Annotated in this window: 24 protein-coding genes; 8 read left to right on the top strand and 16 right to left on the bottom strand. The window is 67.7% G+C overall.

Annotated elements, in window-relative coordinates; all coding sequences use genetic code 11:
* Positions 1–76 precede the first annotated feature (76 nt).
* The gene (locus NS1_RS09275; RefSeq protein ID WP_056809972.1) at positions 77–1,042 is read right to left on the bottom strand and encodes an Rpn family recombination-promoting nuclease/putative transposase; all 966 of its coding nucleotides are present in this window, start codon (positions 1,040–1,042) and stop codon (positions 77–79) included.
* 39 nt (positions 1,043–1,081) lie between these two features.
* Positions 1,082–2,038: a helix-turn-helix transcriptional regulator gene (locus NS1_RS09270; protein WP_062983337.1), complete on the bottom strand. Its 957-nt coding sequence runs from the start codon at positions 2,036–2,038 to the stop codon at positions 1,082–1,084.
* Positions 2,039–2,123: 85 nt separating this feature from the next.
* On the opposite strand from NS1_RS09270, the gene NS1_RS09265 reads away from it, so the two are divergent.
* Positions 2,124–3,263, top strand: coding sequence for an epoxide hydrolase family protein (locus tag NS1_RS09265; RefSeq protein WP_062983335.1), 1,140 nt, complete (start codon positions 2,124–2,126; stop codon positions 3,261–3,263).
* An 11-nt stretch (positions 3,264–3,274) separates the two neighbouring features.
* Here the strand turns inward: NS1_RS09265 and NS1_RS09260 are convergent, their stop codons facing one another.
* The 3 genes from NS1_RS09260 to NS1_RS09250 all read right to left on the bottom strand — a co-directional run bounded on the left by NS1_RS09260 (position 3,275) and on the right by NS1_RS09250 (position 6,988).
* On the bottom strand, positions 3,275–3,784 hold the full coding sequence (locus NS1_RS09260; RefSeq protein ID WP_255284472.1) for a M15 family metallopeptidase: 510 nt from the start codon (positions 3,782–3,784) through the stop codon (positions 3,275–3,277).
* 9 nt (positions 3,785–3,793) lie between these two features.
* On the bottom strand, positions 3,794–5,155 hold the full coding sequence (locus NS1_RS09255) for an ABC1 kinase family protein (protein WP_373864331.1): 1,362 nt from the start codon (positions 5,153–5,155) through the stop codon (positions 3,794–3,796).
* Positions 5,156–5,311: 156 nt separating this feature from the next.
* Complete coding sequence (locus NS1_RS09250; protein ID WP_174562636.1) at positions 5,312–6,988, bottom strand: fumarate hydratase; 1,677 nt, start codon at positions 6,986–6,988, stop codon at positions 5,312–5,314.
* 257 nt (positions 6,989–7,245) lie between these two features.
* On the opposite strand from NS1_RS09250, the gene NS1_RS09245 reads away from it, so the two are divergent.
* Positions 7,246–7,755: a MarR family winged helix-turn-helix transcriptional regulator gene (locus NS1_RS09245; RefSeq protein WP_056809980.1), complete on the top strand. Its 510-nt coding sequence runs from the start codon at positions 7,246–7,248 to the stop codon at positions 7,753–7,755.
* Here NS1_RS09245 and NS1_RS39915 read toward each other — a convergent pair.
* Genes NS1_RS39915 through mftE form a run of 3 tightly spaced genes read right to left on the bottom strand, consistent with a single transcriptional unit; the run spans position 7,752 to position 10,250 of the window.
* Entirely contained in the window at positions 7,752–8,270 is a 519-nt protein-coding gene (locus NS1_RS39915; RefSeq protein ID WP_157125138.1) for a hypothetical protein, read from the bottom strand. The genes NS1_RS09245 and NS1_RS39915 overlap by 4 nt on opposite strands.
* Positions 8,271–8,307: 37 nt before the next feature.
* Positions 8,308–9,552 carry a pre-mycofactocin synthase MftD gene (mftD, locus tag NS1_RS09230; protein WP_255284471.1) on the bottom strand — a complete coding sequence of 415 codons (1,245 nt, stop codon included), beginning with the start codon at positions 9,550–9,552 and terminating at the stop codon, positions 8,308–8,310.
* Positions 9,549–10,250: a mycofactocin biosynthesis peptidyl-dipeptidase MftE gene (gene mftE, locus NS1_RS09225; protein WP_062983327.1), complete on the bottom strand. Its 702-nt coding sequence runs from the start codon at positions 10,248–10,250 to the stop codon at positions 9,549–9,551. The genes mftD and mftE overlap by 4 nt, the downstream gene beginning before the upstream one ends.
* A gap of 81 nt (positions 10,251–10,331) precedes the next feature.
* On the opposite strand from mftE, the gene mftR reads away from it, so the two are divergent.
* The 6 genes from mftR (at position 10,332) to NS1_RS09195 (ending at position 15,845) form a co-directional block, all read left to right on the top strand.
* A complete protein-coding gene (gene mftR, locus NS1_RS09220) occupies positions 10,332–10,958 on the top strand; it encodes a mycofactocin system transcriptional regulator MftR (protein ID WP_255284470.1) in 627 nt (208 codons plus the stop codon).
* 110 nt (positions 10,959–11,068) lie between these two features.
* Positions 11,069–11,974, top strand: coding sequence for an STAS domain-containing protein (locus NS1_RS09215; protein WP_056809988.1), 906 nt, complete (start codon positions 11,069–11,071; stop codon positions 11,972–11,974).
* A gap of 10 nt (positions 11,975–11,984) precedes the next feature.
* Complete coding sequence (locus NS1_RS09210) at positions 11,985–12,365, top strand: STAS domain-containing protein (protein ID WP_056809990.1); 381 nt, start codon at positions 11,985–11,987, stop codon at positions 12,363–12,365.
* Positions 12,355–12,768, top strand: a complete 414-nt coding sequence (locus tag NS1_RS09205; RefSeq protein WP_056809992.1) for an ATP-binding protein — start codon at positions 12,355–12,357, stop codon at positions 12,766–12,768. The genes NS1_RS09210 and NS1_RS09205 overlap by 11 nt, the downstream gene beginning before the upstream one ends.
* A 19-nt stretch (positions 12,769–12,787) precedes the next feature.
* The gene (locus tag NS1_RS09200; protein WP_165610319.1) at positions 12,788–13,381 is read left to right on the top strand and encodes a SpoIIE family protein phosphatase; all 594 of its coding nucleotides are present in this window, start codon (positions 12,788–12,790) and stop codon (positions 13,379–13,381) included.
* Between the two features lie 106 nt (positions 13,382–13,487).
* A complete protein-coding gene (locus NS1_RS09195; protein WP_056809994.1) occupies positions 13,488–15,845 on the top strand; it encodes a SpoIIE family protein phosphatase in 2,358 nt (785 codons plus the stop codon).
* Here NS1_RS09195 and NS1_RS09190 read toward each other — a convergent pair.
* The 8 genes from NS1_RS09190 to mvk are packed head-to-tail and all read right to left on the bottom strand — an operon-like array spanning position 15,837 to position 25,300.
* Positions 15,837–17,315: a flavin-containing monooxygenase gene (locus tag NS1_RS09190; RefSeq protein ID WP_062983325.1), complete on the bottom strand. Its 1,479-nt coding sequence runs from the start codon at positions 17,313–17,315 to the stop codon at positions 15,837–15,839. The two genes, NS1_RS09195 and NS1_RS09190, sit on opposite strands and share 9 nt — an antisense overlap.
* Positions 17,312–18,793 carry a flavin-containing monooxygenase gene (locus tag NS1_RS09185; protein ID WP_062983323.1) on the bottom strand — a complete coding sequence of 494 codons (1,482 nt, stop codon included), beginning with the start codon at positions 18,791–18,793 and terminating at the stop codon, positions 17,312–17,314. The genes NS1_RS09190 and NS1_RS09185 overlap by 4 nt, the downstream gene beginning before the upstream one ends.
* A 9-nt stretch (positions 18,794–18,802) precedes the next feature.
* The gene (locus tag NS1_RS09180) at positions 18,803–19,975 is read right to left on the bottom strand and encodes a hydroxymethylglutaryl-CoA synthase (RefSeq protein ID WP_062983321.1); all 1,173 of its coding nucleotides are present in this window, start codon (positions 19,973–19,975) and stop codon (positions 18,803–18,805) included.
* Positions 19,972–21,030, bottom strand: coding sequence for a hydroxymethylglutaryl-coenzyme A reductase family protein (locus tag NS1_RS09175; protein ID WP_218019143.1), 1,059 nt, complete (start codon positions 21,028–21,030; stop codon positions 19,972–19,974). Before NS1_RS09175 ends, NS1_RS09180 begins: the two co-directional genes overlap by 4 nt.
* Positions 21,023–22,120 carry a type 2 isopentenyl-diphosphate Delta-isomerase gene (gene fni / locus NS1_RS09170; protein WP_062983319.1) on the bottom strand — a complete coding sequence of 366 codons (1,098 nt, stop codon included), beginning with the start codon at positions 22,118–22,120 and terminating at the stop codon, positions 21,023–21,025. The genes NS1_RS09175 and fni overlap by 8 nt, the downstream gene beginning before the upstream one ends.
* Positions 22,117–23,199, bottom strand: a complete 1,083-nt coding sequence (locus tag NS1_RS09165) for a phosphomevalonate kinase (RefSeq protein WP_062983317.1) — start codon at positions 23,197–23,199, stop codon at positions 22,117–22,119. Before NS1_RS09165 ends, fni begins: the two co-directional genes overlap by 4 nt.
* Positions 23,196–24,257 carry a diphosphomevalonate decarboxylase gene (mvaD, locus tag NS1_RS09160; RefSeq protein ID WP_062983309.1) on the bottom strand — a complete coding sequence of 354 codons (1,062 nt, stop codon included), beginning with the start codon at positions 24,255–24,257 and terminating at the stop codon, positions 23,196–23,198. Before mvaD ends, NS1_RS09165 begins: the two co-directional genes overlap by 4 nt.
* Positions 24,254–25,300, bottom strand: a complete 1,047-nt coding sequence (mvk, locus tag NS1_RS09155; RefSeq protein WP_062983307.1) for a mevalonate kinase — start codon at positions 25,298–25,300, stop codon at positions 24,254–24,256. Before mvk ends, mvaD begins: the two co-directional genes overlap by 4 nt.
* Between the last annotated feature and the right edge of the window lie 22 nt (positions 25,301–25,322).

Raw genomic sequence — 25,322 nt, 5'->3', positions numbered from 1 at the left:
TTCCATATCAGGCATCCCCGGATCCACCGGTGCTGATTTCGGCAGGGCAAGAGCTCACGGCAGCAGCCGCAACGACTCAGGCGAGAGTGTCCTCGATGGTCGACGCGGTAAGAATCTGGTCGGCCCAGCGATGCAGTTCGCCGGGGCTCGCCGCCCTGACCTGACGAATGGTCGATTCGGACAGTTCACCGAACTTACGCCCGAGCAGTCGGATCAGAAGGTTGGCTTCACCCTTGGCTTCGCCTTCAGCGCGAAGCATCTCCCCGGTAGTCACAATGACCTCCTTCGCCCGCGGTTCGAGCCGCTCGATCAGCGGGTCGAAGTCCGACGGATCTGTTTCGCCGACAGTCATAATGTACGTCACCACAGCTTGCAGGTCACGGTCACCGTCCGGGCTTTCCGCCATGGCTGACAGGTCCGGAACCAGTGGCATCATCGTGATCCCCAGGTCTGTTCTGCCGGAGGCGTGGCGCTGAAGGAACAACATCACCCGGACCGCGGGCGTCAGTGGCCGCTTCTGTAGCTCGGCCAGGTCGACGCTCGCCATGTCGTCGAGAATGAACCGCATCCGCGGGACCACATCACCCAGTGAATCCAGCAGCGGCACGGAGGCGGCGAACAGTTGCGAAAGCTCCGTCGGTGCCGCCCATCGATGCCCGCGCGGACTCGCATGGATCACCACCGGAACGACGATCGGCAGTGTTCGCGTCTTGGGGTATGCGTCGACATAGCGGGTCCAGATGTTGACCATGTACTCCATCAGTCGCAGCGGCATCAGATGGTCGCTACTGCTCTGGTGTTCGATCAGCACGTAGATGATGGCGTCGTCGCCGTCGAGTTCGACCGAGAACGGCAGGTCGCTGTAACGCGACCGCAGTTGCGGTGAGACGTAACTACCCGGGAGCAAACGAAGGGTATTCCAGTTCGCCCGCTGCACAATGTGTTCGGGCAGGACAGCGCGTAATTCCGAGGCCGCGTTGACCGTTCGGCCGAGAATGTGGCGCGCGAAGGCGTCGTGCGGGTTCGAGGGTTGCTCGGCCATAGCCATAACCTACTCTGCGGGTGCGCGATGGTGGCCGGGTTACCCGGTCGGCAGGGCGGCGGTCAGGCGGTGCACGAGGGTGCGCATACTCGCGGCCAGTTCGGGCGAATTGTGTACGTGGAAGGGGACACCGAGAGTGGTCAGCTGGGTGGCGAGCCATGCGGGGTCGTCGTCTCGGGTGGCGGTGAGGCGGCACGTGGTGTCGCCGACGGCGTGCAGGGTGTTCGGTTCTTCGCCGAGGCGGCCCGCAATGCGGCCGTGTGGTGCTTCGATGGTGACGTCGACGTGGTATTCGGTTGTGGCCCAGTCGGTTCGGCGGCCTGCGACGTAGTCGGCCGGGTCGGCGGCGGGGAGGTCGCGGGGGGTGGTGCGGGCGCCGGTGGGGTGGGGGGTTTCGATGCGGTCGGCGCGGTAGCCGCGCCAGGCGTCGCGGTCGAGGTCGTAGGCGACGAGGTACCAGCGGCGGCCCGCTGCGACGACACCGGCGGGCTCGGTGTGGCGGCGGGATTCGGCGCCGGTGGCGTCACGGTAGGTGAAGCGCAGGCGTTCTCGGTTGGTGACAGCGGCGGCGAGGGTGGTGAGGACCTCGGGGTCGACGGTCGGGCCCTCGCCCGCGCGGACCGCGACCGCCGAACCGACCACGCGCACCCGTCTGCGCAGTTTCGTCGGCAGGACTTGCTCGAGCTTGGTCAAGGCCCGCACCGAGGCGTCCTCGATGCCCGCGACCGCTTGTCCCGCAGCGACTCTCAGCCCGACAGCCACCGCGACCGCCTCGTCCGCGTCGAGGATCAACGGCGGCAGCGCCGAACCCGCGGTGAGCCGGTACCCACCGGCGGCACCCATCGCCGCGACCACCGGGTACCCCAGCTCGCGCAGCCGGTCGACGTCGCGTCGCACGGTCCGGTCGGTGACGCCGAGCCGATCGGCCAGTTCGCTGCCCGGCCACTCCCGTGGCATCTGCAGCAGGGAGAGCAGGCGGGCGGCGGTGTCGGTCATGTTCTCGATTCTGCCGGATATCTAGGACCGAACCTGTCCTAGATGATTCGTAGCGTCGGAATCACACCGACAACGAGGAGTTCCGATGAGCACCATTCGCCCGTTCCGCATCGACATCCTTCAGTCCGAGATCGACGACCTGTACGACCGGCTGAGCAGGGCGCGCTGGGCGGCTCAACTGCCGGGCGAAGGCTGGGAGCGCGGCATCCCAGCCGAGTACCTGCGCGAGCTCGCCCAGTACTGGGTGCACGAATTCGATTGGCGGGCACAAGAAGCCGCGCTGAATGCGTTTCCCCAGTTCATCACCGAGATCGACGGCCTCGATGTCCATTTCGTGCACGTTCGCTCCCCCGAGCCCGACGCGGTGCCGCTGCTGCTGACCCACGGCTGGCCCAACTCCTTCGTCGAGTTCACCCGCACCATCGGCCCACTCACCGATCCGCGCGCCCATGGCCTCGACCCCGCGCTCGCCTTCGACGTGGTGATCCCGTCCGTCCCCGGCTTCGCCTTCTCGGCGGCGCCGCGCGAACCCGGAATGACCACCGCACGGGTCGCCGCGATGTGGGCCACTCTGATGGACCGCCTCGGCTATGACCGCTACGGCACGCAGGGCGGTGACCTCGGCGCCTACATCGCGCCGGAGATGGCGCTCGCCGCCCCGGAACACGTGATCGGCGTGCATCTCGACGGCGGGATCGGCATGCCGACCGAGGCCGACGTGCCCGCGATGTCGGCCGAGGATCGCGCGCAGTGGGCGGAAATGCAGCAGTGGATGACCGGCGGCGTCGACCACCACGCCCTGTTGCGGGCGGCGCCGCAAACCTTCGCCCTCGGCTGGAACGATTCGCCGGTCGCACTGCTGGCATGGATGATGCAGAAGTTCCAGGAGTTCGCCTACATGGCCGACCGCGCCGAAGACGTGATCGAACGCGACCACCTGCTGACCAACATCGCCCTGTACTGGTTCACCCAGACCACCGGCACCTCGTCCTGGCCGATGTACGACGGACTGCGCGACGGTGGCGGATTCAGTTGGCCCACCGACCAGAACCTGGTGCCGACCGGCGTCTACGGCGGCGGTTCACCGCTCATGCGCACACTCGCCGACCGGGGCAACAAGATCACCCACTGGCCGACGGGAAATCCGGGCAACCATTTCGTCGCGATGGAGGAACCCGTCGCCCACGTCGCCGACATCCGGACATTCTTCGGCGCGCTGCGCTGAACTGTTCCGCTCTAGCGTTGGCTCGCGTCCGGTACCCGAGGCGGACACGGTGTGCCGGGCGCGGTGACCAACTCGAAATGCCACCACTCGTTGTCGAAGGTGCGGCACAGCCCCCACCGATTGCCGTTGTTCTCGAGCCACTGCGCCCCCACCTGCGGGCCGACATCGACGGCGCGACCGGAGACATGGGTGGATTCCTCCGGCGGCAGCACCCAGCGGCGCGCTTCCTCGGGGCTGCCGTAAGTGGCGAGGCCGTCCTGCCAGAGCCATTGCTGCTGCTCGTAGGTGCGATGGCCGGAGGTGATCGACAGCGGCACATCCTCGGCATGGGCCTGCTTCTCGGCGAGGGTGTAGGCGGCGGCGAGCGGTGGGTCGAGGCCTTCGGTGCCCGCTGCCGATTGGAACTGTTCGCGCGGCTCGGGCTGGGCGCCGACGGTGCCGATGCCGACGGCGGTCACTGCGGCGGCGGCCGTCATCGTCACCAGGATCCGGTCGGCCGCGCGGCCGAGCACAGTCTTCATAGGCGGATTCTATCGACCCGACCGGTCGCCGAGACCGAGGCGCCACTGCTCGATCACCCGGCCGGTTTCGGTCTGCGGAGGTTCGTCGTAGAGCCATTCGCGGGCGAGCTGATGCCAGTTGGCGGTGGCGCGCAGCTGACCGAGGGTGGCGAAGGTGAACAGGTCGGCGCGGCGGGAGAACACGTGCTCGGGCGGCAACAGCTGTTTGTGCATGCCCTGGAAGTCCGACGAGCGCGGATCGATGGCGAGAAGCAGTGCGCCGGTCGCCAATTCGGGGGTGATCGTGACGGCCTCGTCGAGCAGGTGCCAGCCCGTGGCGGCCCAGACGTAGGCCAGACTCTCCTCCGCGGTGACCGCGGAATCGGGGTCGATGATCCCCCTACCCACCCACGCCGCGAACAGATCCTCGCCCCGGCCTTCCGCGGCTGCCCGCAGGACATCACGTTCGAATTCGACGTGGTCGGGGTCCATCTCCTTGTAGAGACCGAAGTCGACGAAGGCGAGCTTGCCGTCAGCGGCCAGCAGCACATTGCCCGGATGCGGATCGCCACAGAACTCGTTGTCGGCGAACAGGCCGGCGATATAGAAGCGATAGATCAGTTCACCGAGCCGGTCACGTTCGGCGGCGGGCAGGGTCTGGATATGCGAAAAGGGATGTCCCTCGACGAATTCGGTGACCAGCACATTGTGCGTACAGAATTCCTCGATGCTGTCGGGCACGGTGATGAAGGGATGGCCACGATAGCGCTGCGCGACCCGATGCTGAGTTCGAGCTTCGCGCTCGTAATCGAGCTCGCTGCGCAGATTGTTGGCGACCTCCTCCAGCACGCCCGTATCGGCCATGCTCGGCAGCGCCGTTCTCGCCATCTTGGCGAGGAACTCGAGATTGCTGATATCGGCGTGGACGGCGCGCTCCACCCCGGGATACTTCACCTTGACCGCGACGACGCGCCCGTCGTGCAGTCGCGCCCGGTGCACCTGGCCGATCGAGGCCGCCGCGATCGCTGTCTCACCGAACTCGGCGAAGGTCCGCGACAAGGGACCGAGGTCGTCCTCGATCACCTGCCGCATCGTCGAGAACGGCATCGCGGGCGCCCGGTCCTGCAGGGCCGCGAGCTGGGCACGGAACTGCTCTCGATGGGCTTCGGGCACGAAGTCGAGATCGAGCACCGACCCCATCTGCCCGAGCTTCATCGCCGAGCCCTTCATGCTCCCCAACACCGCGACGATCTGCTGCGCCTTCATCATCGCCGACCGCTCGGCCAGCACCTCCCGCGCCTCGTCGGTGCGGCCTATCATCGACAGCCGCCGCCCGACTTCCCGCATGGCCTGACCGGCGGCGAACTGCCCCAACTTCGCGCTGCGCGTCACCCGCCCCCTCGGCACTGAACCGCTCGCCAATCCGCACCCCTGTCCGCCGTATGTCGGGCGTCACATTACACCGGGTGACAGGCGCCGCCGGGCCCGCGAAACAGACGAAACCCCGGCACCCGCCGCAGCGGATACCGGGGTATCGGAGCCGGATGACTACACGCGTTCCTTGGAACGGGTGCGCACGCGCAGGGCGATGGGCTTGGAGGTCTCGGCGAAGAAGTCGTTGCCCTTGTCGTCGACGACGATGAACGCGGGGAAGTCTTCGACGTCGATCTTCCAGACGGCTTCCATGCCGAGTTCGGCGTATTCCAGGACCTCGACGTTCTTGATGCAGTCGAGGGCGAGGCGGGCGGCGGGGCCGCCGATGGAACCGAGGTAGAAGCCGCCGTGTTCGTGGCACGCCTTGGTGACCTGGGCCGAACGGTTGCCCTTGGCGAGCATGACCATGGAGCCGCCCGCGGCCTGGAACTGGTCGACGTAGAAGTCCATCCGACCGGCGGTGGTGGGGCCGAAGGAGCCCGAGGCATAGCCCTCGGGGGTCTTGGCCGGGCCCGCGTAGTAGACGGCCATGTCGCGCAGGTACTGCGGCATGGGTTCGCCCGCGTCGAGGCGTTCCTTGATCTTGGCGTGGGCGATGTCACGGGCCACGACCAAGGGACCGGTCAGCGAAAGACGGGTCTTCACCGGGTATTTCGACAACTCGGCGCGGATCTCGTCCATCGGGCGATTGAGATCGATCTTCACCACGTCGCCACCGAGGATGTCGGCGGTCTGCTCCGGAAGATACTGGGCCGGTTCGGTTTCCAGCTGCTCCAGGAAGATGCCGTCCTTGGTGATCTTGGCCAGCGCCTGGCGATCGGCCGAGCAGGACACGGCGATCGCGACGGGGCAGGACGCGCCGTGGCGGGGCAGGCGGACCACGCGCACGTCGTGGCAGAAGTACTTGCCGCCGAACTGCGCGCCGATGCCGAACTCCCGGGTGAGCTGGAAGACCTCTTCTTCGAGCTCGACGTCACGGAACGCGTGACCGGTGATCGAGCCCTCGGTGGGCAGGTTGTCCAGGTAGTGCGCCGAGGCGTATTTCGCTGTCTTCAAGGCGAATTCGGCGCTGGTACCGCCGATGACCACCGCGAGGTGGTACGGCGGGCAGGCCGCGGTGCCCAGCGAGCGGATCTTCTCGTCGAGGAACTCGAGCATGCGCTCGGGGTTCAGGACGGCCTTGGTCTCCTGGTACAGGAACGACTTGTTGGCCGAGCCGCCGCCCTTGGCCATGAACAGGAACTTGTACACCGGGTTGTCGGCGTCGCCCTCGGTCGAATACAGCTCGATCTGGGCGGGCAGGTTGGTGCCGGTGTTCTTCTCGTCCCACATGGTGATCGGGGCGAGCTGGGAGTAGCGCAGGTTCAGCTTGGTGTAGGCGTCGAAGATGCCGCGGCTGAGCCATTCGGCGTCATCGACACCGGTGAGCACGCCCTCGCTCTTCTTGCCCATCACGATCGCGGTGCCGGTGTCCTGGCACATCGGCAGCACGCCGCCTGCGGAGATGTTGAGGTTCTTGAGCAGGTCGAGCGCGACGAAACGGTCGTTGCCCGAGGACTCGGGGTCGTCGATGATCTTGCGCAGCTGGCGCAGGTGCGCGGGCCGCAGGTAGTGGCTGATGTCGTGGATCGCCGTCTCGGTCAGCAGCCGCAACGCCTCGGGCTCGACCTGCAAGAAGGTGCGCCCGTTGTGCTCGAAGGTACTGACCCCCTCGCTGGTGAGCAGGCGGTAGGGCGTCTCGTCGGCGCCGATCGGAAGCAGATCGGAATAGCGGAACTCCGGCGCGGTCACGGATCGCACTCCTTCGGGCAGGGCGGGCACCGCAACACTGCGGAGCACCAGGCAGGGCTGGTCACAAAGCAATCCGCAGCCTAACGACCACCCACACCCGCACGGCGGTTAGGCAACCCTATGTGAGGTTCCTAACTGACCCTAACTAATATCGAGGTTGCACGTTCAACCCAAACGGTGCTACCCATTCTCCCGGGCGGTGGCGGGAGTGCACCGTTCAATCCGAAGCCTGCACCTTCAGAATCTGGAGCTCGATCGTGACCGATCCACAGTGGCTCGATGATGTCGAAATGCGTGCCTGGCTGGGCTATGTCCGGACCCGCGACCTGATCGCCGCGGCGATCGGACGTGACGCAGGCAGGGCCGCCAACCTGAGCTATGTCGAGTATTCCGTCATGGTCTACCTAGCCGACGCACCGGGCCAGCGACTCACCTTCGCCGATCTGGCCTGCGCGCTCGAATGGTCGCAGAGCAGGCTCTCGCACCAGATCACCCGCATGCAGAAGCGCGGACTGGTCTCACGCGAGACGATGCCGCACGACCAGCGCCGCACCGTGGCCAAGCTGACCCCGACCGGCGGACAACTGCTCACCACGGCCGCGCCCGCGCACGTGCGCAGCGTGCGCAAACACATGATCGACGTGTTGGATCGCGACCAGCTCGCCACCCTCGCGGAGATCTACGACGTGCTCGTCGACCATCACCGCGGCGCGAAGGCCGACGACCCGGTCGGTCGCCTGCAAACCGCCGCGCCCGGCGAGGACTAGGACCCGGCGCTGCCGCCGCCCCCTCCGGAGGAATCGGGGCGGGTCTTGCCCAGACCACCGCGCGCGACAGTGCCGCCTTTGGTCGGTGCGCCGCGATCGAAGATCTCACCGCTGGTCGGGCGTAGGAAGCTGCCCGCCGCCAGCGCGACCGCGACGCCGATCGCCGGGTACACGAAGGTATCGGTGTGCTGGTACCAGAAGCGCGAGTACCTGGTGCCCGCGGTGTCGCACTGATCGTCGGCCACCCGGACGTTGGTCGTCGTGTCCACGCAGACCCCGACGGACGCCGGTTCGGCGGCGGCCGCGGTCGTGGTGGTCGTCCGGGAAGTCGTCGTCGGGGGCTTCGAGGTGGTCGTGAGCGTGGTCGACGCCGCGCGCGGTGCCGGTTTCGGGGTGGCGGTGCCACATCCGGCCGAGACCAGTGCCACCGCCACCACGGCGGGCAGCGTGTAGGACACGCTGCGCGACATCATGATTCGCCGACGCGAACCCTCGATATCCGAAACCACACTCACGAAATCCCCCTCCGGCGGTGCTGCCCAACCGCCGATACTAACGAGACGCGGCGCCGCTGACGACCGTTGCGTTAGTCGTGAAATCCCGGTTGCCGGAATCGTTTTGCCCCGAACCCACCCCCAACGCGCGCTCGAAACCGGCCGGGATCACGATGTCGTCGCGCGTCAGGTCGGTGATCGAGGTCTTGCGCAGACCCAACAGCGCGGAATCGATGCCGCCGCGCAGGACGTCGAGAACGTTCTCGACACCGGCCTGACCGTTGGCCGCCAGACCCCAGAGGTACGCGCGCCCGATCAGTACGGCACGCGCACCGAGCGCCACCGCCTTCACGACATCGCTGCCGCGCCGGATGCCGCCGTCGAGGAGCACCTCGATCTGGTCGCCCACCGCGTCGGCGAGCACCGGCAGCGCGCGGATGGCGGCGGGGGTGCCGTCGAGGTTGTTGCCGCCGTGGTTGGACACCGAGATGCCCGCGACGCCCGCGTCGACGGCGCGCAAGGCGTCGTCTACCCGCATCACGCCCTTGAGCAGCACCGGACCGTCCCATTGCGCGCAGATCCAGGCGACATCGTCCCAGTCGGGCGCCGGTGTCTGCATCCATTCGCCGTAGGCGCCGAAGAACCCGGGCGCCGCGCCGCCGCCGACCGCCATATTGGGTGCGGTGAGGTCGGGGATGCTGCCCGAGCGCAGGTAGGTCGCGAGCCAGCGCGGGCGCGCGAGGGTCTGCGGCGCGAATTTCATCATCGTGCGCAGGTTCAACGATTCCGGGATCACCGGGCTGCCCCAGTCGCGGCCGTGCGAGAACGACCAGTCCAGGGTGAGGATCAGGCCCACCGCGCCCGCCTTCTTCGCCCTGGCCATCCGCTCGAGGATCTGGTCTCTGTTGCCACACCAGTACAGCTGGAACAGGGTCGACGGGTTGGCGGCGATGACCTCCTCGACGGGCTTGCTCGCGAAAGAGCTGAGCCCCATGGCGATTCCGCGTGCCGCCGCGGCGCGCGCGACGGCGACCTCACCGTCGGGATGCACCGCCTGCACGCCGGTCGGCGAGATCAGCACCGGCATGGAGACCTGCTGGCCCAGCACCGTGGTCGATTGGTCGCGTTCGCCGATCGGGCCCGCGCAGTGCGGGGCGAAACCGAGTTCGGTGAACGCGGTCTGATTGTCTTCGATGGTCTGTCCGCGTTCCGAACCCGCGATCAGCGCGCCGTACACCGACTTCGGCAGGCGCTTGCGGGCGCGCCGTTGCGCCTCGGCAACGGTCTCGAACCAGGGATTCATCGGGGTCCTTCCTCATGATCCTGCGGCCACCATCGGCGCAGGTCTTCCAGCAATGCGGTCGTGGCGACCCGCAACAGATCGGCGCCTTCGTCGGCACTCGATCCGGTGGGGTCGCCGAGGATTCCATTGGGGCTGGCTGCCCGCACTCCGCCCGCGCGCAGCAGCGGCAGCAGTTCGGCCAGCGGGCGGCAGTCCCCCGGCTCGGCCAGTTCGGTGCGCACCAGCTCGGGACTCAGCGCGAGCTGGATCGAGGTTTCGGTGCGCCCGGCGTGCGGGTCGCCGCCGTAGCCGGGCGAGAACACCCGCACGTCGCGCGACTCCGACCGCAGCAAGGCGACGGCTCGGCGCAGCGTTTCCACATTGCCGCCATGCCCGTTGACCAGCACGATTCGTGAGAACGTGTCCGTCGCGGAGCGACACAGTTCGACGACGAGCAGTTCCAGCGCCGCCTGCCCGATCGACAAGGTGCCGGCGAACCCCGCGTGCTCGCCGCTTGCCCCGTAGGTCACGGCAGGCGCGATGAGCACGTCGGGACGCTCGGCGGCGGCTCGCAGGCACACCGCCGAGGCGATATCGCTGTCGGTCGACAGGGGCAGATGCGGGCCGTGCTGCTCGGTCGCACCGAGCGGAATGACCAGGATCACTCCCTCGGCGGCGCGCACACCTGCCTCGGGCGATGTGAGGTGCGCCACGAACATGGCGCCAACATTAACGTCAGTCACTGACATAATCAATAGCTCGTGCAGGTCGAAAGCTCGCCGAGTCCCTATCCTGTATCCATGTCCGCCCCGCCGCCGCGCGCACCGATGCCGATTCCGAAGCCGTCGGGGCACCGCGGGCGTCCGCCGCGCACCACCCGTCGCGAGCTGGAGGTGATCGCGATGAAGCTGTTCGCCGAACACGGGTTCGACGACGTCACCGTCGAACGCATCGCCGCCGAGGCCGGGGTGAGCGAGCGCACCTTCTTCCGCTACTTCCCCACCAAGGCCGAGGTGCTGTGGCACCAGTTCGACAACGAGGTCGACGACCTTCGCGCCGCGTTCGCCGCCGTCCCGGCCGACGAGCCGATGATGGCGGCGGTACGCCGAATCGTGGTGGCGGCCAACAGATATCGCGCCGAGGACATCCCCGAGTTGCGTACCAGGATGCGCCTGGTCTCCGGGGTCCCCGCACTCTCGGCGGGCGCGGGGGCGCACTACGACGCGTGGGAGCACGCCGTCGGCGAGTTCGCCGCGAGCCGCCTCGGGGCGGGCGCGGGCGACCTGATCCCCCTCGCCATCGGGCGCACTACCCTGGCCGCCGCGCGTGCCGCGTTCGACGCGTGGCTCGAGCGCGGTGATACCGATCTCACCGTGTATCTGGATCAGGCGCTGCGCGCACTGGAACGCGGGTTCGCCCCGGATTAGCCGGGCGCGCCACGTTTGGGCAGCACCAGGAAGGGGGTATGAGTAGGCTCAGGCTCAACGCGCACTGTGCGCACCGAAAACGTCCGTCGTCGAAAGGGGCAGGGGTTTCCATGTCCGAGGTGTCCACGAGTCTTTCGGCGGATTCGCTGCCGGCGCAACCGCTCGACAACCTGCTGCCGCAGTTGGTCGAGCATCTGCGGCAGAACCGCACCGGGCTGCGGGAAGAGTGGGCACGGCGTATCACCGAGGCCGAACTGCTGACCGCGATGACCCCGGAGGAGATCTTCTCCGAGGCGACGTCGATGTACGACAACTACGTCGAGGTGCTCGTCACCGGTAGCGTCGAGGCACTGCAGGCCTATGCCCGCGACCTGTCCGAGCGCATCATTCCGCGAGGCGTCGAGACCGACGAGGTCATCGGCATCGTGCTGCTGCTGCGCGATGTGCTGGCGCGCAGCCTCTTCGAGAAGTACCAGTCCAACTTCGAGCTGCTCAACCGCGTGCTCGACGCCTACGAACCAGCCGCCAACCGCATCGCCAACACCGTGGCCGTGTCGTTCGTGCAGGAGCGCGAGCGCGTCATCAGCCGCCAGCAAGAGGCCATCCGCGAGCTGTCCACCCCGGTGCTGCAGGTGCGCGAGCAGCTGCTCATCCTGCCGATCATCGGTGTGCTCGACTCCCAGCGTGCCCGCCAGCTCACCGAACAGCTGCTGCGCGCCATCCGCGCCAATCGCGCCAAGGTGGTCGTCATCGACATCACCGGTGTGCCCGCGATCGACTCCGTGGTGGCCAACCACCTCGTGCAGACCGTCGACGCGTCCGGCCTGATGGGCGCCAGCGTGATCATCACCGGCCTGTCCTCGGAGATCGCGCTGACCCTGGTCACCATCGGCCTCGATCTGTCCAAGATGAATGCCGTCGGCGACCTGCAGGGCGGTATCGAAGAGGCCGAGCGTCTACTCGGGTACGAGGTCTCCCGGGTCACCGAACGCTTGAGCGAGCGGGACGGGCGCTGACCAAGCCACCATGCCGGTACCTATTCTCAAGCAGGGCACGTACCTGATCGCGTCCGTGCAGTCGGCGTTGACCGATGCCGACACCGAGCGGTTACAGGACGACCTGATGAAGCAGGTCAGTCGCTACCGCGCGACCGGCATCATCGTCGACGTCACCGCCATCGACGTGATGGATTCCTTCGCCGCGCGCTCGTTGCGCACCATCGCGCACATGACCCAGTTGCGCGGCGCGGAAACCGTCATCGTCGGGTTGCAGCCCGAGGTGGCCTTCGCCATGGTGCAACTGGGCCTTACATTCGAAGACATGCACACCGCGCTGGATCTCGAGGAAGGCCTCTCCTGGCTGAATCGGCACCCGCGGCGACGAGACGGTCGCGACAGTGGCCGCTGAGCAGGTGGCGATCGCGGTCAAGGTGTCCGAGGACATCGTCACCGCCCGGCAGGCCGGGAGCGAGTTGGCCGGTGACCTCGGTTTCACCCTCACCGACCGCACGATGATCTCCACCGCCATCTCCGAGATCGCCCGCAACATCACCAGTTACGCGGGCAGCGGCGAGATCAGGTTGCTCATCGACTTGCGCGAGGGTCGCCGCGCGCTCGTCATCCAAGCCGAGGACCAGGGCCCCGGCATCCGTGACATTCCCCGCGCGCTGGAAGACGGCTATTCCACCGGCCGCGGACTCGGACTCGGGCTGCCCGGCGCGCGCAGACTGATGGACCGCCTCACCATCGATTCCGCCCCGGGCCGCGGGACGTTGATCGAGATGTGGAAGTGGGTACCCGACGTTGCATGAGGACGGGATCATCGGGCGCATGGAGTGGTCGACGGCCGGCCGGGCTCTGCCCGGCCAGGACGTCTCCGGCGACCGCGCGCTCGTGCTCGACACCGGCGCCGGCGTGCTGTTCGCGGTGCTCGACGGGCTCGGTCACGGTGCTCCCGCGGCCGAGGCCGCCGATCGCGCGATGGCCATCCTCACCGAGAACTGCGGCGAACCGCTGGACGTGCTGATGGTGCTCTGCCATCGCGCGATGGTCGAAACCCGTGGCGCCGCAGTGTCATTGGCGCTGATCGAGCCGGGCGAGACGTTGCAATGGCTCGGCGTGGGCAACGTCGATTCGCGATTGCTCACTCTCGGCCCGGCCGGTCCGGAGCTGCGGGCGACGATGCTGCTCACCGGCGGCATCGTCGGGTACCGGTTGCCCTCGCACCTGCAGCCGCAGACCCTGCCGATCCGCCCCGGCGATCTATTGCTGATGGCGACCGACGGGATCGTCGCGGTCGGCCCGGAATCGCTCGACCTGGCCAAAACCGCCACCGCCATCGCGGGCGATCTGCTCGCTCGCGATGCGAAGGACACCGACGACGCACTGGTGCTCGCGGCACGTTTCCGCGGGCCGTGCCCGTGAGGCCCCGACGTCGCACCACTGCGTGCGCCCCTGTTCCGTGGACCTCTTTCCCGAGGCCACGACACCGCGGCCTGTTCCCCCGAACCGGGCCGATGAGAGGTTGCCGATGAGCGCGGTCCTGGTCGCATTTCTCGACGACTATTCGGCGGCGATGCGCCGCCACGTCGCCGCGCCAGGCCAGGCCGGCCTCTCGGAGGGATACGACCTCGGCAGACGGGCCCTCGTCGAAGGCATCAGCCTGCTCGATCTCACCGAGCATCACTTCCGCGCTGTTGCCCAGGACAGCGAAACGCAGGCCGATCCGCGCCGCGCCGAGGTAGCACTGGAATTCCTGCTGCAGACCATGGCGGCACTGGACATCGCCACCCGCGGTTACCTCGACGGCACCCGCCGCTACGAGCAACAGCGTTCCCGCGCCGAGGATCTCGAAGGCCGCGACGCCTTTCGCACCGCACTGGTCGAATCGTTGCAGGACGGGTTCTTCGTCGCCGACGACGACGGCACCATCGTCGAGGTGAACTCCGCGTTCGGGGTGCTCACCGGATACGGCGCCACCGAGGTGCCGTTCCGGCTGCCCCATCCGTGGGCACTGACCGATCGCGCCGGATACCCCCAGATCGGCACGGAGGCTTCACGATTCGTGATGCCGGTGCGTCATCGCGACGGCCGCGAACGCTGGCTGGCGGTGAGCGCCAGCTCGCTGGTGAAGCAGGAGAACGACGAACGGATCTTCGTCGGCACCGTGCGCGATGTGACCGCCGAACACGACGCGCAGGCCCGCGACCAGGCCGCCTCCCGCCTGGCCACCGCCGTCGGCGCGGCGACGAGCATGGTGGAGGTCCTCGCGGTCGGACTCGACGAACTGCGCCGGACCATGGGCGCCGAGACCGCGCTGGTCGCGATCTGGCCGAGCCGGACCGGACGCCCCGATGTCTACTCCTGTGGCGTGACACCGTCGAGCAAAGAAGCGGAGCCGACACCCGAAACCATCGGTATCGCATCACAATTCACCGTGGCGCCGATGCGGCAGAGCGGCCCGCGCGCCGACGGCCCCGTCGTGCTCGACGACGACACCCAGGCCCTGCTCGACCGCTCACGCAGGCAGTCCGCCCGTGGGCTCTCGGCCATCACCGGTGACGAGGGCGGGGTCGACGCGGTCGTCGCACCGCTCGGCGAGACCGGGGACGCGGCGCTGTGGGTGCGCTTCGGTGCGCCACGCGCGGTCAGCGCCGCCGACTGGGCTCTGTACTCACTGCTCGTGGGTCATCTCAGCGTCGCGCTCCAGCGCGCCCGCAACTTCGACCAGGCTCGCGCCACCTCGCTCACCCTGCAGCGGGCGATGCTCGGGCCGATCGAACTGCCGCCCCGGTTCTCGGTGCACTACGAACCCGCCTTGCCGCCGCTCGAGATCGGCGGCGACTGGTACGACGTGGTGCCGTTGCGCGACGGCACCATCGGCGTCGTCGTCGGTGACTGCGTCGGTCGTGGTCTGTCGGCCGCCGTGGTGATGGGCCAATTGCGTACCGCGGCAAGGGCTCTGCTGCTGCGTGGCGCCGGACCGGCACAGTTGCTCGCCGAACTCGACGCCGTGGCCTCCCGGATCCCCGGCGCCATGTGTACGACGGTGTGCGCGGCCGTGCTCGACCCCGAGCGCGGGATGGTGCGCTACTCGAACGCGGGCCACATGCCGCCCGTCCTCGCACCGCCCGGCGGACCGGGCCGCATCCTCGAAGGCGGACGCGCGGTCCCCCTGGCCACCTTCGATACCCCACGCAGGCCGGAAGCCACCACGGCGCTCCCACCGGGCGCCACCCTGGTGCTGTTCACCGACGGCCTCGTCGAACAGCGCGGGTACGACATCGCCGAGGGCTTCGTCAAGATCGCCGACGTGCTCAGCGAAACCGGTGCCGCACTCCCCCGTGATGTCGCCGACGCGGTGCTGTCGCGGCTGTGCCCGCCCGCGGGCTACGACGACGACGTCGCCATGGTCGTCTACCGGCAGCCCCCGGAGCCGCTGAGCCTCGACTTTCCCGCTGCCGCAACCGAACTGGCCGGTGTGCGCCGTGGTCTCTACCGCTGGTTCGCCACCGCCGCGGTCCCGCACGATCTGGCCGCCGACCTCGTCGCCGCGGCCAACGAGGCCTGCAGCAACAGCGTCGAACACGCCTACCGCGACACCGAACCCGGCCGCGTCGGTCTCACGGCCCGCTGCGACGGCGACCGGGTGGTCCTGGAGATCGCCGACCACGGCAGCTGGATCCCCACTCCCACCGACCCCGGCTACCGCGGTCGCGGCGTGGAGATGATGCGGGTACTCACCGAGGATCTCACCTTCGACCACGATGAGACCGGCACCCGGGTGCGCATGTGGGTGACCCTGCCCTCGATCACCTTCCCCACCGCGAACCCACTGCGGGCCTCCTCGCGGCCGCCGACCGTCAGCTCGCGGCAGAATTCATTCTGACCGGGTCGTCTCGTAGGCCTCGACATCGAAGGTCTTCAGCATCCGATGGAACCGGTAGCTGAAATCCGGCCACAGGGTGGCGTTATGGCCGTTCTCGTCGACGAACCAGCTGGTGCATTCGCCCGTGTTCCAGACGGTGCCGTCGAATTTCTTCTGCAGGTCCCGGTTGTAGGCGGCCTGCACGTCCTCGCGGACCTCGACGCTGCGCAGGCCACCGGTCGTCATCGTCGTGACGGCGTCGATGATGTAGTTGATCTGGGATTCGATGGTGAACACCGCCGAGGTGTAGCTCAACGCGGAGTTCGGGCCGATCATCACGAACAGATTCGGGAAGTTCGCGATGGTCGTGCCCTTGTACCCGCTGATGCCCTCGGCGCCGAATACCTCAGACAGGGTGCGCCCGTCACGCCCGCTGATCAGGTCGTAGGTCGGCGAGTCGGTGATCCGGAAGCCCGTGGCCAGCACGACGGCGTCGACTTCGCGTTCGGTGCCGTCGTCGGCGACGATCGAGTGTTCGCGGATCTCGGCGATGCCGTCGACGACGACCTCGACATTGTCGCGGGCCAGCGCGGGGTAGTAGACGTTCGAGATCAGCATGCGCTTGCACCCGAGACGGTAGCCGGGGGTGAGCTTGCGGCGCAGCTCCCGATCCCGGATCACCGACCACATCTTGATCCGCGCACCGAACGAGAAGAAGTCGGCGAGCGGTGGGTACTTGGACTGCCAGAGCACGAAAGACTCACGCACCCAGTACACCCCGAGCCGGGCCAGCCGCTGCGCACCCGGAACTCGCCGGTAGTACAGCCGCTCCAGCCAGGTGTACTTGCGGCCCATCCGCGGCAGCACCCACGGCGCGCTGCGCTGATAGAGGTCGAGCCGGGCGACCTCGCCCGCGATCGACGGCACGATCTGGATCGCGGACGCGCCGGTACCGATGACCGCGACGCGCTTTTCCGCGAGCTCGAACTCGTGATCCCAGCGCGCGGAGTGGAAGATCGGACCACGAAAAGTGTTGATGCCCTTGATATCGGGCAGATTCGGGGCACTCAGCGGGCCGGCCGCCGACACCATGATCTCGGCGGTGTAGGCGCCGTCGCCGGTCTGGATCTCCCACCGCGCGGTGGCGTCGTTCCACCGCGCGTCGGTGACCTCGCACTCGAGGACGACCGCATCGCGGACCCCGTGCCGGTCGACCGCGTCCTGGATGTACCGCTGGATCTGCGGCTGTGTCGAGAACGAGTGCGTCCAGTCCGGATTGGGGGCGAACGAATACGAATACAGCTGCGAGGGCACATCGCACCCGGCGCCGGGATAGGTGTTGTCACGCCACGTACCGCCGACATCACTGCCGCGTTCGAAGACGACGAAGTCGGTGATACCCAACTGGCGCAAGCGAATAGCCACACCCAACCCGGCGAACCCGGCACCGATGATCGCGACGCGGGTGTGGCGCCCCTGCGATGCGGTCACAGTGTCTTCGTGGTGGTGTCGTAGGCGTCGATGTCGAACTTCCGCACCATGCGCCGATATTTGAAGCTGAAGTCCGGCCACAGCGCGGAGTTGTTGCCATGGTTGTCGAGGAACCAGCTGGTGCAGCCGCCGTTGACCCACACGGTGCGGGCCATCTTCGGCTGGAGCTTGTCGTTGTATTCGACCTGCGCGTCCAGGCGGACCTCGAAGGACTGCAGGTTGCGCTGCTCCATCGTGGTGATCGCGTCGACGATGTAGTTGATCTGGGATTCGATGATGTAGATCAGCGAGGTGTAGTTCAACCCGGAGTTGGCGCCGAGCATGAAGAAGATGTTCGGGAAATTCGAGACGGTCGTGCCCTTGTACATCTGGTAGCCCTCGGCATCGGCCGCCTCGGACACGGTCCGGCCGTCGCGACCGGTGTACAGGTTGAACGTCGGCGAATCGGCAACGTGGAAACCGGTGGCGAGCACGATGGCGTCCACCTCCCGCTCCGTGCCGTCCTCGGACACGATCGACCCGCTGCGAACCTCGGCGATGCCGTCGGTGACGACGTCGACGTTGTCGCGATCGAGCGCGCCGTAGAACTTGTTCGACACGAGCATGCGCTTACAGCCGATCCGGTGCTGGGGCAGCACTTTTCGCCGCAACTCCGGGTCCCGGATCTCGAAGCGCATCTTGAATCGCCCGACCGTTTCCAGCACGATGCCGGTCCACGGGTACTTCACCTGCGTGATCACGAACAGCTCACGCGTGATGTAGATCAGCGCCCGGATCAACCGTTGCAGACCCGGAATCCGCTTGAAGGCGAATCGTTCCAGCCCCAGGTACGGCCGCGAGATCTGCGGCATCACCCAGGTGGCGGTGCGCTGGTACACGTCCAGGTGCTCCACCTCGGGCGCGATCGATGGGACGATCTGCACCGCCGAGGATCCGGTGCCGATGACGGCGACCTTCTTGCCGGCCAGAGTAGCGTCGTGGTTCCAGCGCGCGGAGTGGAAGACCTCGCCCTCGAAGCTCGAGATGCCCTTGATATCCGGAAGCTTCGGCTCGGCGAGCACGCCCGCCGCCGAGACGATGAAGTCGGCGGTGAAGGTGCCCTTGCTGGTCTCGATATCCCACCGGCGGTCGGCATCGTTCCAGCGGGCCGCGGTCAGCGCGCAGTCGAAGATGTGCTTGTCGCGAACGCCGTAGCGTTCGGACACGGTGCGCAGGTACTGCTCGATCTCCGGCTGGGGCGAGAACGACCGGGACCAATCAGGATTGAGCGCGAACGAATACGAGTACAGGTGCGAGGGCACATCGCAGCCCGCACCCGGATAGGTGTTGTCGCGCCAGGTCCCGCCGACATCGGGGCCGCGTTCGATGACCACGAAGTCGGACAGGCCACGCTGGCTCAGCCGGATGGCGGTGCCGAGGCCGGACAGCCCACTGCCCACGATCATGACCTGGACGTGGCGTGTGTCGTTACTGCTCATGGGGCGACCTCAGCGGGATTCGTAGATGCGTTTGTGACCGGAGACGGCGGCGAGCCGGTATGGGCGGCGAGTCTCCTCGACCATGGCGTGGTAGGCGCCGTCGCTGGGCGAGGTGGCCTCGTGCAGGTCCCGGTAGCGCTCGTACCCGAGCAGCTCACGCGAGCTGATCGTCGCCAGGTTCGCCTCTGTCCGCAGGTGCGCGCGGTAGCCGGGCTGCACGGTGCCACTGAAGAATTCGGCGACGCTGCCCGACCCGTAGCTGATCATGGCCAGCGCCTTGTCGGTGAGGTCGTCGGCGTGGTCGAGCAGCGAGGCCAAGCCCAGATAGAGCGAGGCGGTGTAGCTGTTGCCGACCGTGCGGTTGTAGGTGGTCGTGGCGCCGATCGCGGCCTCGATGGCCTCGGCATCGGCGGTGTGGCCCTGGCTCTCGAGCAGGTGCCGGTGTGCCTTGTAGGCCATCTTGGTGAAGGGCTGGTGGTAGCAGAACGCGGCGAACTCACCGAGTTCACGACCGCCCTGGCGGCGGTAGTCGGTCCACGCCTCCTGGGCGGCCTTCTGGTAGGCGTTGACCGAGGTCTTGCCGTCCACGATGGCTTCGGTGCGGTAGTTCGGGCGCCAGAAGTCCATGATGTCGGCGCTGTAGAGCCCCGAGATCGGGTCGAGTGCCAGGATCGCCGGGTCCGCGGTGACCAGCATCGCGACGGCGGCGGCGCCCTGGGTCGGCTCACCCGGGGTGTCGAGTTCGTACTTGGCGATGTCGGCGGCGATGACCAGCACCCGCTGCGACGGGTCGCGGGCGATCAGGCCCGCCGCGAACTGCAGCCCGGCGGTGCCGCCGTAGCAGGCCTGCTTGAGCTCGACGACACGGGCGGCGTTGGGCAGCCCGATCAGCGAATGCAGGTACAGCGCGGCGGCTTTGGACTGGTCGACACCGGTCTCGGTAGCCAGCAGCACGGTGCGGATGTTGTCGGTGCCGTGCCGCTCCAGAATCGGCTTGGCGGCAGCCGCGGCGATGGTGACGATGTCCTCGTCGGCGGCGGCGACGCTCATCTTCTCCTGGCCGATGCCGAGGTAGAACTTGTCGCGATCCACGCCGAGTCGCTCGGCGAGGACGGCGTGATCGAGAGCGTAATGGGTGGTGGCGAACGAAAGGTCGTGGATACCGACCGGCGTAGTTGTCATCGTGAGATTCCGTTGCTCGTGGTGGACCGCTCGAATTGGGTATGGGCACGCATCAATTCACCGCGATTGGTCTGTGCCGCCATCAGCGACAGCTCCCCGCACAGCACGGTGGCCGCTCCGATCACCGCGAGGCGTCGGGCGTTCTCGCCGGGCTGCCGGTCTTCGCGGCAGCCGAGGCGTTCCAGGTTCTCGTCGACGAAACTCGCGTGCTTGCCGTTGCCGACCGTGCCCACGATCAGGTTGGGCAGGGTGCACGAGAAGTAGAGGTCGCCGTCGCGATCCTCGGCATGGGTGATGCCCTGGGATCCTTCGACGATATTGGCGGCGTCCTGACCGGTGGCCAGATAGAACGCGAGCAGCATGTTGGCGTAATGCGCGTTGGCGGAACGGATTCCACCCGCCAGCAGGGTGCCGATCAGGTTCTTGCGGATATTGAGCTGCACCACCTGCGCCGCGGTGGTGTGCAGCCGCTGCTCGACCACCTCGCGTGGGATGAGCAGTTCGGTGATCACGTTCTTACCGCGACCCAGGATGCCGTTGACCGCGGTGGCCTTCTTGTCGGTGCAATAGTTGCCCGAGATCGAGCCGTAGCGCACACCGGGCATGGTCGACAGGATGTGATCCATCAGGTGATCGCTGGCCAGGGTCGCCATGTTGTGGCCCGACGCGTCACCGGTGGTGAATTCGAAGCGCAGAAACAGTAGGTTGCCGGTGATCTGATGGTGCAGGTCGATGAGCCGGGCGAAACGACTACTGCCCGAGACCACCTCCTGGAGCTCGGCCATGCGGCCTTCTAACTGCTGGACCGTGGTGTAGGCGGTGTACGCGTCGTCGGCCTCCAACAGGATCGAGCGCGTCATCCGCTCGTCGATCAGCGTCGCGACGATGCCCTTCTCCGCCAGGGTGCTGATCCGCGCGCCGCGTCCGACCGAAGGCCACAGCGGGGTCTCGTAGGTGGCGAGAGGAACGTCGACGGCATCGTCGACGACGTTTCCGGTAATGCGCACAGGTCCCACCCACTGCATCGGCACCGCCGCGTACGACATGTCATTCATGGGTGACTCCTTCTCGATGTTCGGATTCACGCCACCAGGGGCTCCGGTGGGCGAGTGCCGCGGCGTCGATACCGCGAAGTTGGCAGAAGCTCGCGACCTCGCCGGTGACGAGCAGGTCGGCACCGACCAGATCCGCCGGCGTGCGGGCGCCGAGCACGGTGAGGATGGTGCGCAGTTGGTCGAGCCAGGTCCCGATCTTGTCGACCAGGGCGGCGGTGTCGTGGCTGACCAGGGTTTCCAGGAACGCGCCGGCGACACCGGTCGCGTCGGCGCCCAACGCGAGTGCGCGCGCGATGTCCAGTGGCGAGCGGATGCCGCCGGACGCGGCGATATCGATGCCGGGGAGGTCGGCGCAGTCGAGCAGGCAGTTCGGGGTGGACTGGCCCCAGCTCTCGATGAACCCGAAGTCGCCGCCTACCCGCCGATCGTTCTCGATGCGCGCGAAATTGGTACCGCCGCGCCCACCCACGTCGGCCACGGCCACGCCCGCGTCGCGCAACCAGCTGACGGTCTGTCTGCTCAGTCCGAACCCGACTTCTTTGACGAAGACCGGCACGGCGGTAGCGGCGACGATTTCCTCGATCCGACGCGGCCACGACCCGAACGAGCGGTCACCCTCGGGCATGACCACTTCCTGCACGGCGTTGAGATGGATCTGCAACGCATCGGCTTCGAGGAGATCGACGGCGCTGCGCACCTGGTCGACGGTCGCGTTCGCATTCACATTGGCCATCACGAATCCGTGCGGATTCTCCTGCCGCAGCACGCGATAGGTGCCCGCGACCGACGGATCACGGAAGTAGGCGCTCATCGATCCGGAGGCGATCGGGATGCCGGTCTCGCGGGCGGCGATGGCGAGCTGGCGATTGATCTCGCCGGTCTTGGTACTGCCACCGGTCATCGCGTTGACGAACAGTGGTGTGGCCCACTGCTTTCCAGCGACGTCTACCGCGAGGGAGACCTCGTCGGCGTCGATGCCCGCGAGTGCGTGGTGAACGAAAGTGACGGAGTCGAAGTCACTGCTACCGGTGGCCTGGCGTTGGTGGTTCACCGCGTGGCGGACGTGGTCGTCCTTGCGATCGGCGATCATCGATGGTCCCCTTCGACTGGGTGGGTCCGCAGGGGCAGCGGACGAATTCCGGCGGTGATCCAACGGCCCGTGAGTTCGGCGATCGCGGCGGGACGGGTGCGTTCGATGAGCGCGATTCCACAGTCCCCGCCACCGGCACCCGAGGGCTTCGCCGCAGCGCCGACCGCGGCGCCCGCGTCACACAGCGCGTGCAGACGCGGGGTCATGATGCCCAGACCCGACATCGCGTCGAGGTCGACGAGCAGTGTTCGGGCGCTGTCGATTTCGAGACGAACAGCGTGGGAGTCGTCGGCCTCGATGGCGACGACGAGTCGTTCGACACACTCGTTGCTGTGCGCCCGGAAGGTGGTGCGGTCACCGTCGAGTCCGGCGACCAGGGCAGGCGTGGAGGCCGGGTTTCCGGTCCAGCCGACCTGCAGGGTGAGCTCGGTGGGGGTGGGCAGCGGGCGAACCGACAGGCCTGGCCACGGTGCGCGCAGGGTGGCCTCGACGCCGTCGCGGGCCAGTGACGCCGCCACCTGCGCGCGGTCCGGGGACCGGTAGGCGAGCCAGCCGCCCCAGGTGCTCACGGCGATGTCGCCGCCCGAAGCGCGGGGATTGACCGCGATGGTGGCGAGCATGGCCAACCGGTAGCGATCCATCGCATCGAGGCCGAGAGCGAAGTGTTGCCCGAGGGCGGCGACGGTGGCCACCGTGACAGCCGCGCTGGAACCCAAGCCGAACTTGCGACCGTCGGCGTCGCCGAGGTCGGCGGTGACGCTCAGGTGGAAAGACGATACGGGGATCGCACGCTCCACGAGCAGACGGTGCACTACCGAAGCCGCTGCGAAAACGTAGGAGAATTCCTCTGGCACCACAGCATCGGGAGTGGGTATCAACTCGTCACCGTGACGACGGCAGGACAGGGCGATCCCGCCGTCCAGATCCGAATACAGGGTGATGTCCTGGTCGGAATCCACTCCGGTCACCGTGGCGGTGGCATAACGATCGACCGCCGTGAGCACCGCGAGGTGTCCCGGCTCGACCACGGCGTATTCACCGGCGATGAAGAGCTTGCCGGGAGCGCGACAACTGGTCATCGATCACCACCCGTACCGGGCACCGTCAGGGACGCGCCGGGACCGATGTGCGCGGTCCGGGTGGTGACGAAGTCGCCGAGGCCGTCCAATACGGCGTCGACCCGTGGCGCGTCGGCACGGGTGCACAGCACTTTGACGTTCGGGCCCGCATCGATCGTGGCGTACGCCATGATCCCGTCGGCACGCAGTGCGAGCACCGCGTCGAGGATGGCGATCGAATGCGGTGACAGGTACCGGATTCCGGGCCGGGCGGTGAGCATGGTGGCGTGCATGCCGAGGGCATTGCGCTCGGCGATCTCCCCGATCGCGGGAAGATCCTGCCGCGCGACGGCCTTGCGCATCTCCGCCAGATCCAGCACCGACGATTCCGCCCATGGGCGATAGAACGGTGACGTGGCGGTGGTCTGCCGCATCGCGACACGGCTCGAGACCGCCTTCGCGCCCTGATTCACCACGGCGACCACCAGGGCCGGATCCAGCTCGTCGCCGCCGATGGGCTCCGCGTACGAACTCAGGTCCCCCGCTTCGCCCTCCCCCTCGCCGGCATGCCAGACGACGAATCCACCGAAGATCGAGCGCGAGGCGGAACCGGAACCGCGTCGGGCCAGTCGCGACAGGGCGCGCGGGTCGGCGTCGAGCGCGTAGGCGGCCGCCGCGGCGGTGGCCAGCGCCGCGAACCCGCTCGCCGAGGAGGCCAGACCGGCGCCGGTCGGCCCGGCGTTGGCGGTGACCACCATCGCACGGTCGTCACGATTTGCCTTGGCCCGCACCAGATCCAGGAACGATTCGATGCGGGCGCGTGCGGCGCCGGTCGCCGTGACACCGTTGAACTCGACGACATCGGCCGGTCCGTCGATCAGCCGCACCGAGGTGGTGGTCGGGAAGATGTCGAGGGTCATCGACAGGCTGCCCGTGACGGGCAGGAACAGCTCTTCGTCCCGCTTACCCCAGTACTTCACCAGGGCGATATTCGGATACGCGACCGCGACAGCCTCGGCGGACGGCCCGGTCACGGCGCCACGTTCGGTAGCCGCGGGTGATGCGGGAGTGAAAGTCATGGGTTGGCACCGTGTTCCGATGTCGAGGCGGATAGGGACTGCGCGCCGGACCGCAGGCTGCGGGTGGGGACCGTCCAGGTCTGTACCGCGCCCGCGCGGCGCAATGCGGCGCTGACGGTGCGGGCGTCACCGGTCTCGGTGAGCGCGAGGACACAGCCGCCGAGGCCGGCGCCGGTGAGTTTGGCGCCGTACGCGCCCGCGTCGAGCGCCGCGGCGACGAGGGTATCGATGTGCGGAGTGCTGACGCCGAGTTCGGCGAGCAGGTCCTGGAAGTCGAGCATCACTCGCCCCAGCGAGTCGGCGTGCCCGGCCGAGAGGTCTGCCGCGGCACCGCTGATCAGCTCGTCCGCCCTCGCCAGGAGTCGGCGTGCGGAGCACGGATCGCGCTCGAGCGTGCGGCGTACTCCCCCGACCGCGTGCTGAGTGGACCCGGGCACCCCGGTATCGGCGATCACCAGGGCGGCGTCGAGACCGATGTCGAGCGCGGTAGCGGTTCCTTCGTGGAACCGGATCGGGCCGTCGGCCAGCACCGCGCTCGCGTCGATACCGCTGGCCCTGCCGTGCGCGACCTGTTCACCGCACTGCACGAGTTCGTAGAGCGTGACGGAATCGACGGTCCGGCCGTGCAGGTCGGCGACCGCGCGCACCGCCGCACCCGCGCAGGCCGCACTCGATCCGAGCCCACGAGCGAGTGGAATATCGCACTCCATCACCACATGGGCGATGTGACCGGTCAGGCCCCAGCGCCGCAACGCCTCCTCGACCGCGACGCGCGGACCGGACAGCGAGTTCTCCACGGCGTTCGGGTTGCCTGCGACGAACCCGAAATGTCCTTCGGGAACCTCGATGACAGAACCCGGCGTGCCGGGACGCGCGATCGCCCGCACCGACAGGGTCGGCAGCGGGAACGCGATGGCGGGCGTGCCGTGTACCACGGTGTGCTCGCCCAGCAGGATCGCCTTGGCGTGGGCCCGACCCACGCCACGGACCGGGCCGGTCGCTGTGGAGCTGTGTTCAGTACGTTCTCGAACGGGACTGTTCACGACGATTCCTCTCCAGACTCGG

Source organism: Nocardia salmonicida NBRC 13393 (genome assembly GCF_001613085.1).
GTDB lineage: Bacteria > Actinomycetota > Actinomycetes > Mycobacteriales > Mycobacteriaceae > Nocardia > Nocardia salmonicida.
The sequence above is the reverse complement of the archived record's forward strand: the minus strand, read 5'-3'. Positions and strand labels throughout refer to the sequence as shown.